The organism is Delftia sp. WSY_12, from assembly GCF_043104645.1.
Taxonomy (GTDB): domain Bacteria; phylum Pseudomonadota; class Gammaproteobacteria; order Burkholderiales; family Burkholderiaceae_C; genus Comamonas; species Comamonas tsuruhatensis.
This window is the reverse complement of the sequence record NZ_JBICKW010000016.1, coordinates 106,267-120,162: the sequence shown is the minus strand read 5'-3', so window position 1 is coordinate 120,162 and position 13,896 is coordinate 106,267. Positions and strand designations below refer to the sequence as shown.

11 protein-coding genes are annotated in these 13,896 nt (G+C 67.6%); 8 read left to right on the top strand and 3 right to left on the bottom strand.

From position 1 onward, the window contains the following. The first annotated feature begins 85 nt into the window (after positions 1 to 85). The gene (locus ACF8LI_RS10105; protein ID WP_013802199.1) at positions 86 to 1,069 is read left to right on the top strand and encodes a tripartite tricarboxylate transporter substrate binding protein; all 984 of its coding nucleotides are present in this window, start codon (positions 86 to 88) and stop codon (positions 1,067 to 1,069) included. Positions 1,070 to 1,079: 10 nt separating this feature from the next. Then, complete coding sequence (locus ACF8LI_RS10100) at positions 1,080 to 2,258, top strand: M20 aminoacylase family protein (RefSeq protein ID WP_017403929.1); 1,179 nt, start codon at positions 1,080 to 1,082, stop codon at positions 2,256 to 2,258. Between the two features lie 21 nt (positions 2,259 to 2,279). On the opposite strand, the gene ACF8LI_RS10095 is transcribed toward ACF8LI_RS10100, so the two are convergent. Further along, positions 2,280 to 2,879 (bottom strand): IMPACT family protein, encoded by a 600-nt coding sequence (locus tag ACF8LI_RS10095; protein WP_392412547.1) that lies wholly within the window; start codon positions 2,877 to 2,879, stop codon positions 2,280 to 2,282. Positions 2,880 to 3,075: 196 nt separating this feature from the next. Here ACF8LI_RS10095 and ACF8LI_RS10090 point away from each other — a divergent pair, with 196 nt between their 5' ends. The 6 genes from ACF8LI_RS10090 to ACF8LI_RS10065 all read left to right on the top strand — a co-directional run bounded on the left by ACF8LI_RS10090 (position 3,076) and on the right by ACF8LI_RS10065 (position 10,002). Beyond that, positions 3,076 to 3,246: a hypothetical protein gene (locus ACF8LI_RS10090; protein ID WP_016447134.1), complete on the top strand. Its 171-nt coding sequence runs from the start codon at positions 3,076 to 3,078 to the stop codon at positions 3,244 to 3,246. Positions 3,247 to 3,427: 181 nt separating this feature from the next. Further along, positions 3,428 to 4,294, top strand: a complete 867-nt coding sequence (locus ACF8LI_RS10085) for a helix-turn-helix transcriptional regulator (protein WP_392412545.1) — start codon at positions 3,428 to 3,430, stop codon at positions 4,292 to 4,294. A gap of 108 nt (positions 4,295 to 4,402) precedes the next feature. Beyond that, a complete protein-coding gene (locus ACF8LI_RS10080) occupies positions 4,403 to 6,139 on the top strand; it encodes an FAD-dependent monooxygenase (protein ID WP_154834204.1) in 1,737 nt (578 codons plus the stop codon). Further along, positions 6,136 to 6,339 carry a hypothetical protein gene (locus ACF8LI_RS10075; RefSeq protein WP_016447131.1) on the top strand — a complete coding sequence of 68 codons (204 nt, stop codon included), beginning with the start codon at positions 6,136 to 6,138 and terminating at the stop codon, positions 6,337 to 6,339. The genes ACF8LI_RS10080 and ACF8LI_RS10075 overlap by 4 nt, the downstream gene beginning before the upstream one ends. Before the next feature lie 108 nt (positions 6,340 to 6,447). After that, on the top strand, positions 6,448 to 7,440 hold the full coding sequence (locus tag ACF8LI_RS10070; protein ID WP_017403934.1) for an AraC family transcriptional regulator: 993 nt from the start codon (positions 6,448 to 6,450) through the stop codon (positions 7,438 to 7,440). A gap of 75 nt (positions 7,441 to 7,515) precedes the next feature. After that, positions 7,516 to 10,002: a YgiQ family radical SAM protein gene (locus tag ACF8LI_RS10065; RefSeq protein ID WP_288897073.1), complete on the top strand. Its 2,487-nt coding sequence runs from the start codon at positions 7,516 to 7,518 to the stop codon at positions 10,000 to 10,002. 6 nt (positions 10,003 to 10,008) lie between these two features. Here the strand turns inward: ACF8LI_RS10065 and ACF8LI_RS10060 are convergent, their stop codons facing one another. Both ACF8LI_RS10060 and ACF8LI_RS10055 read right to left on the bottom strand, forming a co-directional pair. After that, positions 10,009 to 12,471, bottom strand: coding sequence for an EAL domain-containing protein (locus tag ACF8LI_RS10060; RefSeq protein WP_017403936.1), 2,463 nt, complete (start codon positions 12,469 to 12,471; stop codon positions 10,009 to 10,011). Positions 12,472 to 12,802: 331 nt separating this feature from the next. Then, the gene (locus ACF8LI_RS10055; protein ID WP_017403937.1) at positions 12,803 to 13,756 is read right to left on the bottom strand and encodes a CoA transferase; all 954 of its coding nucleotides are present in this window, start codon (positions 13,754 to 13,756) and stop codon (positions 12,803 to 12,805) included. Positions 13,757 to 13,896 lie beyond the last annotated feature (140 nt).

The following is a 13,896-nucleotide window of genomic DNA, read 5'->3' as shown; positions in this document are numbered from 1 at the left end:
CAATGCATTGGACGTTCGATGACCCGGCTCCTAGGATGCCGCGTATCCGGCCGACCGAGCCGGAGCCATCCACCAAGGAGACATGATGAGATTTTTGTTCCAGCGCGTTTGGCTGACGGGCGCCGGCCTGCTGCTGAGCGCGGGCCTGGCCTGTGCGCAGAGCCCGTCCTCCAGGCCCGTGAGCCTGATGGTTCCCTATCCGGCCGGCGGCCCTTCGGACGCCATTGCCCGCATCTTCAGCGTGCCGCTGTCCAAGGCGCTGGGCCAGCAGGTCATCGTGGAGAACCTGGGCGGCGTGAGCGGCGCCATGGCCGCTCAGAAAGTGCTGGCAGCGCCGCCCGACGGGCACTACGTCTTCCAGGGCTCGCCCAACGAGGTGATCCTGTCGCCGCTGGCCAATGCCGCCGTGCGGCTCAAGGCCGAGGATTTCCGCCTGGTCCATCCCGTGGCCGAGGCCGTGATGGTGTTTGTCGCCCGCAAGGACCTGGAGGCCGGCAATGTGGATGAGCTGATCGCGCTGGCCCGCAAAAGCGCCAGCCGGCCGCTGTCGTACGGCAGTGTCGGCATTGGCTCGCTCTACCACCTGATCCTGGAGAAGGTGCAGCAGGACGCCGGCATACAACTCATGCATGCGCCCTACAAGGGCAATGCGCCGCTGCTGCAGGACATCGGCAGCGGGCAGGTCGATTTCGCTGTGCTCGTCTACAGCGCTGCCATGGGCGCGCTGGCCGAGCAGGGCCGGCTCAAGATCCTGGGCCAGCTGGGGGAGCAGCGATCGGAGCTGCTCAAGAATGTGCCCACGGTGCGTGAGGGCCGGGAGCTGAAAAACTTCGCCTACAAGACTTGGACCAGCTTCCTGGTGCGCAAGGACACGCCGCAGGAGGTGGTGCAAAGGCTGCACCAGGCGATAGGCGCCATGCTCAAGGACCCGGGCGTGCGCGAGCAACTGGCCCTGCAGACCCAACTGGCCGCGGCGCCCATGTCGCTGGCCGAAGCGGCGCAGTTCTATGAGGCCGAGACGGCCCGCTACCGCAGCATTGCCCGCTCCATCCGCCTGCAACCCCAGTGAGACGCCGCACATGAACACCCTTCTGGACACTTTGCGCGGCTCGGCCGCAGCCTTCGTCGAGCTGCGCCGCGACATCCACAGGCACCCCGAGCTCGGCTTCGAGGAACACCGCACCAGCGCCCTGGTCGCGCAGCAACTGGAGCAATGGGGCTACGAGGTGGAACGCGGCCTGGGTGGCACGGGCGTGGTGGGGCGGCTGGTGCGCGGCAGCGGCAGCCGGCGTCTGGGTCTGCGCGCCGACATGGACGCGCTGCCCATCGCCGAGGCCAATGAATTCGCCCATGCCAGCACGCATGCCGGCGTCATGCATGCCTGCGGCCATGACGGCCATACCGCCATGCTGCTGGCAGCGGCCCGGCATCTGGCCGAGCACGGCGGCTTCGACGGAACGCTCACGCTGATCTTTCAGCCTGCGGAGGAGGGCGGCGGCGGGGCCTTGCGCATGATGGAAGACGGGCTGTTCGAGCGACATCCCTGCGACGCCATCTTTGCCATGCACAACATGCCGGGCCTGCCCCAGGGAAGGCTGGCCCTGCGCGAGGGCGCGGCCATGGCGTCCTCCGACTACGCCACGCTCACGCTCACCGGGGTGGGCGGGCATGGTGCCATGCCGCACCGCGCGGCCGACCCCATCGTTGCGGCCGCCAGCATCGTCATGGCCTTGCAGACCATCGTCTCGCGCAACATCGATCCGCTGCAGATGGCGGTGGTGACCGTGGGCGCCATCCATGCGGGCAAGGCCAACAACGTGATCGCCCACAGCGCGGTGCTGGAGTTGAGCGTGCGTGCGCTGGATGCCGATGTGCGCAGGCTGCTGGAGGAGCGCATTCGCGACCTGGTGAGTGCGCAGGCCGAGAGCTTCGGCGTGCAGGCGCAACTCGACTGGCGACCCGGCTATGCCGTGCTGGTCAACACGCCCAAGGAGACGGACTTCGCGCGCCAGATCGCGCTGGAGCTGCTGGGCCCGGAACATGTCACGCTGCAGGCGCCACCCTTGCCGGGCAGCGAAGACTTTGCCTTCATGCTGCAGCGCGTGCCAGGCAGCTATCTGCTGATTGGCAATGGCGAGGGAAGCGAGCAAGGCGCCTGCATGGTGCACAACCCGGGCTATGACTTCAACGACGACAACATCGCCGTGGGAGCCGCCTATTGGGTGCTGCTGGCGCAGCGGTTTCTGGTGGCCGGTTGAACTGCTTGAGCCCGGCGCATCTCATTCGCTGGGGTGGACTTCCAGCCAGCCCACGCGTCCTTGACCGCTCTCGTTGAGGCGGCTCACAAAGCCTTCAGCCTGCGACTGCGGCAGGCGCAGATCGAACTGCACCAGCGATCCATGCTCGACCTGGAGCAGCTCGGCGCCTGCCGCATCGATCTCGCGGCGCACCAGGCCTTCGAGCGCATAAGGGACACTGCAGCGCAGCAATTGCATGCGCTGCAGCGTCACCTTCTCGGCGGTCAGCAAGGCCTGGGCCACGGCATCGGTGTAGGCACGGACCAGGCCGCCGGCGCCCAGCTTGACGCCGCCGAAGTAGCGCACCACGGTGGCCAGCACGCCTTCCAGGTCCTGGTGGCGCAGCACGTCCAGCATGGGGCGGCCTGCCGTGCCGCTGGGCTCGCCGTCATCGACGGCTGCCGACTGGCCGCCTGCCAGCAGCGCCCAGCAGACATGGGCGGCGCCGGGGTGCTCGTGCCATAGCGCATCGACCACCGCCTGGGCGCTGGCGCGGTCGGCCATGGGCTGCACGCAGCCGATGAAACGGCTTTTCTTGATGAGGAGTTCGCTGTGCGCAGGCGCGCGGAGTGTCTGTGGCATGGAGGGCGGCAAGCTTACCCGATTGCCCCTGGCTCGGTGTTTGGCGCATGGATTCATTACGCCTTTATTACGAAGCGCTACACATTTGTGAGCATGCGTACCTTGTGTCATTTCAGCTTCAGAGGGTTGCATCCAGGTTTGTCCTACAGAAATCGTGAAAGATTCGCAGTAAGCTTTCTGTCAAGGAGGCGCAACCATGAACACCCCACCTTCCCGCGATCCCGTTCTCACCGAACACACCTTTGGCCGCGATCATTTCAGTCCTCCGCCCATGGCGTTGGAGCAGGCAGGCCAGGACCATGAAGCCGCCGGTGGCGGCCTTCCTCTGGACCTGGACCAGCGCATTCGCAACGTAGGCGAATGGTGATGGCTGCAGCCGTGCAGCCAAGGGCCATCCGGCCAGGCTGAGCGGCTCCAACGACCGCCGACGGGAACGCAGCAGGCAATGGCCTCGCTGCGCTGGATTTATCATTCCAACATCTTCACCCAGGCCGGCTGCGCAATGCACCGGCCTTTTTGCATTCCTGCCACAGCCTGTTCCCGCACCCATGAGCAATGACACCGTCCGCAGCCATTGGCTGCTGGCACCTGCCTGCGCCAGCGATGCCAGCCTGCCTGTGCCGCTGGGCGATGTGACGGCGCTGCTGGAGCAGGTGGGCCGTTCCAGCGGCAGCAGCGACGAGGTGGCCGGGCAGCTGCTGCACCTGCTGGGCCGGCATGTGCCGTTGGCGCAGTGCACGATCTTTTCGTTCCAGGGGCGATCTCGGCCGCGCATCGTGGGGTTCGGGGACCGGGCACGCACAGGCGCACTGCCTTTGATTTCCCAGGATTACAGCGAGCGCTTCTATCCACTGGACGGCGCGCAGCGCGTGATGCAGGCCGAGCTGGCGCGGCAGCAGCGCAATCCCCAGGCGCCAGCGCGCGTCTGGCTCCATCGCCAGAAGCCTTCGGACGTGAGCCATCCCGAGTACCGCCGTGTCTGCTATGACCTGCCCCGCCTGGTGGAGCGGCTTTCGCTGCTGACCCTGCAGACCGGCGCACGCTGGCTGGCGGTGAATCTGTACCGGGGTGAGGAGCACGGCGGCTTTGACCCGCAGTCCATTGCACGCATCGGGGCCTTTGCTCCGCTGGTCATGCAGGCCATGCGCCTGCATTACGCGGGCCAGGCCCTGCAGGACGATCTGGCGGGCCTGGTGCTGGCGCGCCTGGCGCGGCGCTTTGCGCATCTCACGCAACGCGATATGGACGTGGTGCGCTGCGTGGTCGAGGGGCTGGACACCGAGCGGCTGGCGCAGCGCCTGGGCATCACGGTGGCCAGTGCCCGGACCTATCTCAAGCGCGTCTGCGGCAAGCTGGGCGTGCAGGGGCAGCGCGAGCTGTTTGCCTTGCTGATGGAGCCCGAGGCGCTGTCCTGAGCCTGGGGGCTGAAGGGTCCTGTCTGTCCCCATCCGGGGACATTGCCGGAGCGGGGGCTGCCTACACTGCGGCCTCACAAAGACGCAAGACGCAAGACGGAGACATCCATGCACCAGCCCCATGCCCAGCCGCGGCATTCCATCTACTACCGGTACCGGGTGCACCAGCCCTGGCTGCCTTCGCAGCATCCAGGGGTGCAGCGCCATCCTGTCGTCATCGTCGGCACGGGCCCTGTGGGGCTGACCACGGCGCTGGAGCTGGCGCGCCACGGCCAGCGCTGCGTGCTGCTGGAGTCCGAACTGCAGGTGTCCGAAGGCAGCCGCGCCATCGTCTTCACGCGCCGCTCCATGGAGATCCTGCAGCAGGTGGGCGTGGCCGAGCGGGTCATGGCGAACGCCTTGCCCTGGCGCTGTGGCAACTCGTTCTACCGGGGGCAGCGCGTGTTCCGCATGGAGGCGCCGCACAGCGAGGACGATCGCTTCCATCCCATGACCAATCTGCAGCAGCAGTACCTGGAGGAATACCTGGTCGATGCGGTGCTGGCCCATCCGCTGATCGAGCTGCGCTGGGGCAACCGCGTGGACCGGGTGGAGCAGGTCGGCAGCGGCGCCGCCGCAAAGGCGCGGCTGCAAGTGGACACGCCGCAAGGCCCGTATGCGATGGAGGCCGACTGGCTGGTCGCCGCCGATGGCGCCCGCTCCGGCATACGCACGGCCATGGGCCTGGTGATGGAGGGGGCGTCGTACGAGGGCCGCTTCGTGATCGCCGACATCCGCATCGACCTGCCACTGCCCACGGAGCGCCTGGCCTTCTTCGACCCGGTCTGGAACCCCGGCAACACCATCCTCATGCACCGCGAGCCGCATGGCATCTGGCGCGTGGACTACCAACTGCCTGCGGGCGAGGACGCGCAGCAGGCGCTGCAGCCCGAATCGCTCAAGGCGCGCATCGACGCGCAGCTGGAGATGATCGGCTTCGGCGGCACGCCCTGGGAAATGGACTGGAGTTCGGTCTACTCCGCCCGCGCGCTGACCTTGCCGGACTATGTGCACGGCCGCGTGATCTTCGCGGGCGATGCGGCCCACATGCTGCCCATCTTCGGCGTGCGCGGTGCCAACACGGGTTTTCAGGATGCCCAGGCCCTGGCCTGGCGGCTGGCCCTGGTGGCGCGCGGCGTGGCGCCGGTGAGGCTGCTGGACAGCTACAGCGGCGAGCGCGTGGGCGCGGCGCGCGAGATTGTCGAAGAGGCCGGCAAGAGCACGCGCTTCATGGCGCCGCCCTCGCGCGGCTTCCGGCTGCTGCGCGATGCCGTGCTGTCGCTGTCGCTCACCCAGGAATTCGTGCGGCCGCTGTACCACTGGCGCACCTCCCGGCCGCACGAATACGCGCACTCGCCGCTCAACAGCGCGGATGACGACAACCACCTGTTTGAAGCCGGCCCTGGCCATGGCGCACCGCCGCTGAACCTGCGCCTGGGGCCCGATGACTATTTGCTGGACCACCTGGGCGGTGGATTCGACCTGCTGTATTTCACCGATGGCACGCCCGTGCCTGCCCAGTGGTGCGAAGTTGCCAGGATGGTGCGCGGCCGTGGCGTGGGCCTGCGCATCGTGGCCATCTCCAGCCAGGCGGCCGCGCAGCCGGTCCAGGGTGCCGATCTGACCCTGGCCGATGCAGATGGCCGCTGCCGTGCACGCCATGGCGTGCCGGCAGGGCACCCGCCTGGTGCCGCCTATCTGCTGCGGCCCGATCAGCATGTCTGCGCGCGCTGGCTGGCGCTGGATGCCCGGCGCCTGCAATCGGCCATCGACAACGCCACCTGCACGCAAGGAGTTCCGGCATGAGCCAAGAACAGACATCACCCCACACCCTCGATATCGCCGGCCTGGAAACTGTCTACGACCAGCTGGCCACAGCCATCGACACGGCGGGCCCGCAGCGGTCCGAGCTGTTCCTGGTCAAGCTGGCGCTGCTGGCGGCCGAACGGCTGGGCAGCGCGTCCGTGTTCTCGGAGCTGGTGCAGGCGGCGCAGCAGGATCTCTAGTGCGTAGTCGCGCTCCAGGGAAAACCGCTATCGCTGTCGGGGCGCCGACGGGCCGTGGCATGGCCGGCACTGGCTAACATCGGCCCGAAAACAAGGGTCCCGCGAGCCATGGATGTACTCAGTGAAGTTCTCGATATTTGCCGCTCGGAGCGCGCCGTCACGGCGCGCTTTGCGCTGACGGCGCCGTGGAGCCTGAAGTCCACGGGCGTCACTGGCGCCATGATCCGCATGGCGCGCGGCGCGCCTTACTGGATCCAGGTGGAGGGCATGCCGGCGCTGCGGGTCGAGCCCGGCGATCTGGTCATGCTGCCCATGGGCGCCGCGCATGTGGTGGCGTCCGACATGGACGTTGCCAGCGAGCTGTTCTCGCGCATGATCGCCCGCCACGCCGAAGGACCGCGGGACGAAAATCCCCTGGTCTTCAGCCATGGCGGCGGCGGCGAGGCCACGGACATGTTTTCGGCCCTGTTGTGGTTTTCCGCCTACTGCCGTCATTCGGTGTTCCGCATCCTGCCGCCGCTGATCCACATCCGGGCAAGCGACCTGCCGCTGGCCGGCTGCCTGGCCACCACCATGGAGTCGCTCACGCTGGAGACGCTGGCGCGGCGCCCGGGCTGGCGCCTGTCGGCCGCGCGCATGGGCGAGCTGCTGCTGGTCAACATCCTGCGCGAGCACCTGGCGCGCGAGACTGCCATTGGCGAAGGCTGGCTGCGGGGCCTGGGCGATGCCTGTGTTGCGCGTGCCCTGGTGTGCATGCACCGCGAACCGCAGCGGGCCTGGAGCGTGGAGACGCTGGCCATCGAGGCCGGCATGTCGCGCACCCGCTTCAGCATGCGTTTCAAGGAGCTGGTGGGTGCCACGCCCATCGGCTATCTGACGGCGCACCGCATGGCGCTGGCGGCCCAGCAGATGGAAGCCGGCGGGCTGTCATCGGCCCGCATCGCCGAGAACGCGGGCTACGACTCGCCGAAGGTGTTTGCGCGGGCATTTCGCCGCTGGTCCGGGCACACGCCCAAGGCCTGGCTGGCGCAGGAGGCCGCAAAGAGGTCGGGCTGGCAGCAGCAGGAAGGCCGTATCAGGGGGCTGGAGCAAGACCCTTGACCAGCAGGGTTGAGTGCCGAAACGTACACTGGCCGGTTCCTTCCGCACAGGCTCCCAGAAGCCGAACCGCCCATCATGAACGCCCCCGTTGACGTTTCCTTCTTCCATCGCGCCGCCAAGCCGCTGACCAGCTATCGTCCTTACTGGGCCAAGCGCTTTGGCACGGCCCCGTTCCTGCCGATGAGCCGGGCCGAGATGGAACAGCTTGGCTGGGACAGCTGCGACGTGATCCTGGTGACGGGCGACGCCTATGTGGATCACCCCAGCTTCGGCATGTCGGTGATCGGCCGGGTGCTGGAGGCACAGGGCTTTCGCGTGGGCATCATTGCCCAGCCTGACTGGCAAAGCGCCGAGGCCTTCAAGGCCCTGGGCCGGCCCAACCTGTTCTGGGGCGTGACGGCGGGCAACATGGATTCCATGATCAACCGCTACACGGCCGATCGCAAGATCCGCTCCGACGATGCCTATACGCCGGGCGACGTGGGCGGCAAGCGCCCGGACCGGGCGGCCATCGTCTACAGCCAGCGCTGCCGCGAGGCCTACAAGGACGTGCCCATCGTGCTGGGCGGCATCGAGGGCAGCCTGCGCCGCATCGCCCATTACGACTACTGGAGCGACAAGGTGCGCCGCTCCATCGTCGTGGACAGCAAGTGCGACATCCTGCTGTACGGCAACGCCGAACGCGCCCTGGTCGAGGTGGCCCACCGCCTGGCTGCGCGCGAGCCCGTGGAAAGCATTACCGACGTGCGCGGCACGGCCTTCTTCCGCCGTGAGTCGGAGGCGGGCTGGTTCGAGCTGGATTCCTCCGTGGTGGACGAGCCCGGCGTGGTCGAGCCCCACATCAACCCCTACATGACCACCAGCGAGCAGGCCGAGGCCCAGGGCCAGACCTGCTCCAAGGAAGAGGGTGATGCCGACGCGAAGCCGGACGGCGCCTCGGTCGCCGCTGTTCAGACCATCCAGTTCGTGCCCAACCCGTCGCTGCGCGGCAAGGGCAAGCAGCCGCCGCGCGACAAGACCGTGCTGCGCCTGCCCAGCTATGAGCAGGTCAAGGCCGATCCCATCCTCTACGCCCACGCCAACCGCGTGCTGCACCTGGAGACCAATCCCGGCAACGCCCGCGCCCTGGTCCAGGCCCACGGCGAAGGAGTGACCGCGCGCGATGTGTGGCTGAACCCGCCCCCCATCCCGCTGACCACGGCCGAGATGGACTGGGTCTTTGGCCTGCCGTATGCGCGAAGCCCCCATCCCAGCTATGCCGACGCCAACGGCAGCCATGAGGGCGAGACCAAGATCCCGGCCTGGGAGATGATCCGCACCTCGGTCAACATCATGCGCGGCTGCTTCGGCGGCTGCACCTTCTGCTCCATCACCGAGCATGAAGGCCGCATCATCCAGAGCCGCTCCGAGGAGTCCATCATCCAGGAGGTCGAGGACATCCGCGACAAGGTCAAGGGCTTCACCGGCACCATCTCCGACCTGGGCGGCCCCACGGCCAACATGTACCGCCTGGGCTGCAAGAGCCCCGAGATCGAGGCCGCCTGCCGCAAGCCCAGCTGCGTGTTCCCCGGCATCTGCCAGAACCTGCACACCGACCATGCCCCGCTGGTCAAGATCTACCGCCGCGCGCGCAATCTGCCGGGCATCAAGAAGATCCTGATCGGCTCGGGCCTGCGCTACGACCTGGCCGTGAAGTCGCCCGAGTACGTCAAGGAACTGGTGCAGCACCATGTGGGCGGCTACCTGAAGATCGCGCCCGAGCACACCGAATCCGGGCCGCTGACCAAGATGATGAAGCCGGGCATAGGCAGCTATGACCGCTTCAAGCAGATGTTCGAGCAGTTCAGCGAGGAAGCGGGCAAGAAGCAGTACCTGATTCCCTACTTCATCGCCGCCCACCCGGGCACCAGCGACGAGGACATGATGAACCTCGCCATCTGGCTGAAGAAGAACGGATTTCGCGCCGACCAGGTGCAGACCTTCTACCCCAGCCCCATGGCCACGGCCACGGCCATGTACCACTCGGGTCGCAACACCCTCACCAAGGTGCGTCGCCAGATGCGCGACGTAAGCGAGGAGTCGGTGGACATCGTGCGCGGTGAAAAGCGCCGCCGCCTGCACAAGGCCTTCCTGCGCTACCACGACCCCAACAACTGGCCGCTGCTGCGCGAGGCCTTGAAGGCCATGGGCCGTGCCGACCTCATCGGCAACGGCAAGCAGCACCTGATCCCCACCTTCCAGCCCCTGGTCGATGGCGGCTACCAGAGCGCGCGCCGCAAGAACAGCACCCAGGGAACGGGCGTGGCCGCGCGTGCCGTGGTCTCCCAGCAGGGCAAGGCCTATGCCCTCAACAAGGCCGGTGGCAAGAGTGCGGGGCCGGGCAAGGCGCAGGCACAGGCCCGCGACCCCGGAGGCGACGTGCGCTTGCGCTCCAGCCAGCCCAAGCCCGGCCGCATGCTGACCCAGCACACGGGCCTGCCACCGCGCCCTGGCGTGGGCGGCTCCGCAGGCGCTGCCGGGGCCGGCCGCAAGGCCGCGCCGGGCGGGCGCAAGCCGCGCTGAGGCGCCTCAGCCGACTGCCGGCGCCAGCGTGCCCTGCCATTCGCGGCGGGCGGCCTGGGCACCGCTTTCGAAGTACTGCGTGTCCAGCGGCACGGGCCGCGCCAGGGCAAAGCCCTGTGCGTAGTCCACGCCCACGGCCTGCAGGGCCTGGGCGATCTCCCGGCTTTCCACATACTCGGCCACCGTGCGCTTGCCCAGGATATGGCCTATGCGGTTGATCATCTCCACCATGGCGTGGTTGCTGGGGTCCTGGAGCATGTCGCGCACGAAGCCGCCGTCGATCTTCAGATAGTCCACGGGCAACTGCTTCAGATAGGTCAGCGAGGACATGCCCACGCCGAAGTCGTCCAGCGCAAAACGGCAGCCCAGCGTGCGCAGGGCCTGGATCAGCCGGGTGGCGCTGGACAGACTGGCGATGGCGCTGGTCTCGGTGATCTCGAAGCACAGCAGCTGCGGCGCGATGCCGTGCGTGCTCAGCTGCGCCTGCACAAAGTCCAGCAGCCCGTCGTCGTCGAGGCTGGGGCCTGACAGATTGATGGCGCAGGTGTCGATATGGCGCAGCGCGGCCGGATGCTCGGCCAGCGTGGCCAGCGTTCTGGCGATCACCCAGCGGTCGACGGTGGGCATGATGCCGTAGCGCTCTGCCGCGGGTATGAACGCGGCTGGCGAGATGATCTGGCCCTGCTCGTCGCGCAACCGCAGCAGCACCTCGAAATGCAGGCCGCGCTGGCCATCGGGCTGCAGCGGTGCAATGCTTTGTGCGTACAGGCAAAAGCGCTCCTGCTCCAGCGCCGTGCGTATGCGCGTGACCCATTCCATCTCGCTGACGTGGCGGGTGTATTCGCCGTCGTCGCTGCGGTAGACATAGATGCGGTTGCGGCCGCGCTCCTTGGCGCGGTAGCAGGCCATGTCGGCCATGCGCAGCAGGTCCTGGGCCGACTGGACCTCGCCGCCGATGTGGACCAGTCCAATGCTCAGTCCTGTGCGCAGCACCTGCTTGCCCCAGTGCACGTGCAGGGCTTCGGCAGCCTGGCGCAGCTTTTCGGCAATGCGCAGCGCGGGCTCGGGCGGACAGTTCTCCAGAAGAACGCCGAATTCGTCGCCGCCCAGGCGGGCCAGGGTGTCTGTCTCGCGCAGGTTGTGCAGCAGCAGACGGCTGACCTCGCACAGCATTTCATCGCCCGCCGGATGGCCGCAGGTCTCGTTGATGAGCTTGAACTGGTCCAGATCCATGTACAGCAGGGCTGCGGGCCGCAGCCTGTGCTGGCCCTGGTTGAGCAGGCGCTGCAGGCGGCGCTCGAATTCCACGCGGTTCTCCAGCCCGGTCAGGCCGTCATGGCTGGCATGCCAGGAAAGCTGGTCCAGATACTGCTGCTCACGCGAGACATCCCTGAGCACGATCACCGCACCTGCCGGGCGCTCCCCGCCGCCGCTGATGGCCGAGCCCATGAGCTTGACCGGCACGATGCTGCGGTCATGGCGCCGCAGCCACCGCGTGTGCTCTTCGCGCAATTGCCGACCCGACAGCAGATGGGTCAGCAGGCTTTCCGCCGTCTGGGTGGTGTCGATGCTGTTGAAATGCAGGCCCTTGGCCAGGTGCCGTCCCTTGAGCTGCTGCTCGCTGCTGCCCAGCAGGCCCAGCGCGGCAGGGTTGGCATAGTCCACCACGCCCTGGGCGTCCGTGGTGATCACGGCATCGCCCAGCGATGCCAGCGTGGTCTGGGCCCTTTCCTTTTCGGTCAGCAGGTCGTTTTGCACCTGCTGGCGCTGCTGCAGCATGCGCCGCGTATGCCAGAGCGCCACCAGGATCAGCGCCACGCCCAGCATCAGGTGAATGCACTGCAGCCACATCACCATCTGCCGGGAGCTGCGGCCCAGCGAGGCGCTGAACTGCTGGGTGGCGGGTGTGACGCCGGCGTTGATCTGCTCGATCTCGCGCTTCCAGGTGATGACGTCCTCGGCGCTCACGCTTCCCACGGTGTGGCGCTGCTCTATCTCCTGCGCCAGCCGGTCGAGCTGCTGCAGGTACTGGTCGCCCTGCTTCCAGTAACGATAGGGCTCCTCCAGCAGTTCGACATGGCGAAAAGTCTGCATCAGCCAGATCAGCGCGTCGGCATCGTCCGGGTGGTTGCCTCCCAGCAGAATGCCGGCGCGCGCGTCCTTGACCCTGGCCGGCACATCGTCCAGCGCCATGCGGGCCTGCCAGTCGCCTGCAGGAACGATCATGGCCTGCTCGAAGCGCGCCAGGTCGCGCGCCGAGCCGCTGTCCACATAGCGGCTCAGGGCGTAGATGGCATCCTTCTGTGCCTTGGACCACAGGCTTTCTCCGGCCACGAAGGCGCGCACCGCAGACACAAGGTAGAGGCTGCCGCTGGCCATGACCACCAGCACCACGACCACCAGCACCAGGGGCCAGATGCGCTGCACCAGCTGCAGTACCGGCACATGGGCTGGGGGCTGGCTTTGCATAGGCGGTGGACGGAAGGGGGACCCAGCGGCGGCCTTAGGCGCTGGCGCCGATGCGCTGCAGGCCAGGCGCTGAGTGGCTAGGTGGCTGACGCATCCCGGATAGCGGGGCGGTCGATGGATGTTCTCGAACCATGGGGCTGCCTCCAGATGAGCCGATTATGGGTGTTTCCAGATGTGTTCGGGTTGTCTGGTTGTATGCGCAGCTCTGATTTAAGAGGAGCAGGCTATCGCGGTAAAGAGGGTCGTCGGCAGCAGCATGTTCATACTCAGCGGGCAGCCGCGACCCAGGCGGCTTGTAGGTCGTGCGCAGATGCTGCCTTTCGGCATTCGCCTACAAGCGGCGCGAGGCCGCTGGCTGAGCGGCGAGCGGATGCAGGGGCAGGTCGTGGCGCTCGGCCAGGTCTGCCAGTTCGGCGCAGGACAGGGCAGCCAGGAAGGCTTCCAGGGCCGCATGCGTGGCCGGGTTGCGCATGCAGGCGATGCTGCCATCGCCCGGCACCGATGCTGCTGCGCACAGGCGTGCCGCGAAATGCGGCTCCAGTGCCGCCACGGCCACCGAACCGTCGGCGCAGGCATAGACGCGATAGCCTGCGTGTGCTCCGCCCACATCTCCGTCGGGCCGGGTCAGGCCCCAGTGCCAGGGCAGGGCCAGCCATTGCGCGGCCTGTGCCAGTCCTGTTTCCTGCAGGTTGCCGTGGCCGCTGCGCTGGCGCAGCAGCCAGGCCTTGAGCACGGCCTCGCTGGCCATCAGCGCGCCAGCCATGTCGGCAAACAGGCTGGGTGGCATGGCGCCGCCCTGTACCAGCCCCGCCTCGGCCTGATAGGTCAGGTCATGGCCCGGCACATCGGCCAGGGCTCCCGCGCTGCCGACGATGCGCACCAGCGACAGCTGCGGATGGCGCTGCTGCAGCGACGCCCAGTCCAGCCCCAGCTTGGCCAGCGCGGCGGGGCGGAACGAGGTCAGCAGGATGTCGGCGCTGTCCAGCGCCTTGTGCAGCGCGGCCTGTCCGTCCTCGGTCTTGAGCTGTGCCTGCCAGACTGCGATGCCCTGGTGCATGTCGGAATAGGCCTGCGGGCTGTAGAGCGCCATCGGGTCCGCGCCGGCAGGCCCTGGCTGCGCAGAGGGCGGCTCCAGCTTGCTGCACTGCGCGCCCATGGCCGCGCAGCGCATCAGGGCGGCGGGACCCGGCAGGTTCAGTGCCAGGCTCAGAATGCGTACGCCGGACAGGGGCAGCCCGTCTGCAGGCGAGGAGGTGAAGGGAGTGAGGCAGGCGTGATCTGGCATGGGAATGGAGCGTCTCGTTCTTCATTCGATGTTTCGGCTGCCCGGATGATCGCACCGGTACCTGCGCAGACCTGGCGCATACCGGACTGCCAGGATGCAAAAACCGCCCGCACAAAGAAAATGCCGCCAGGGCAGGGAGC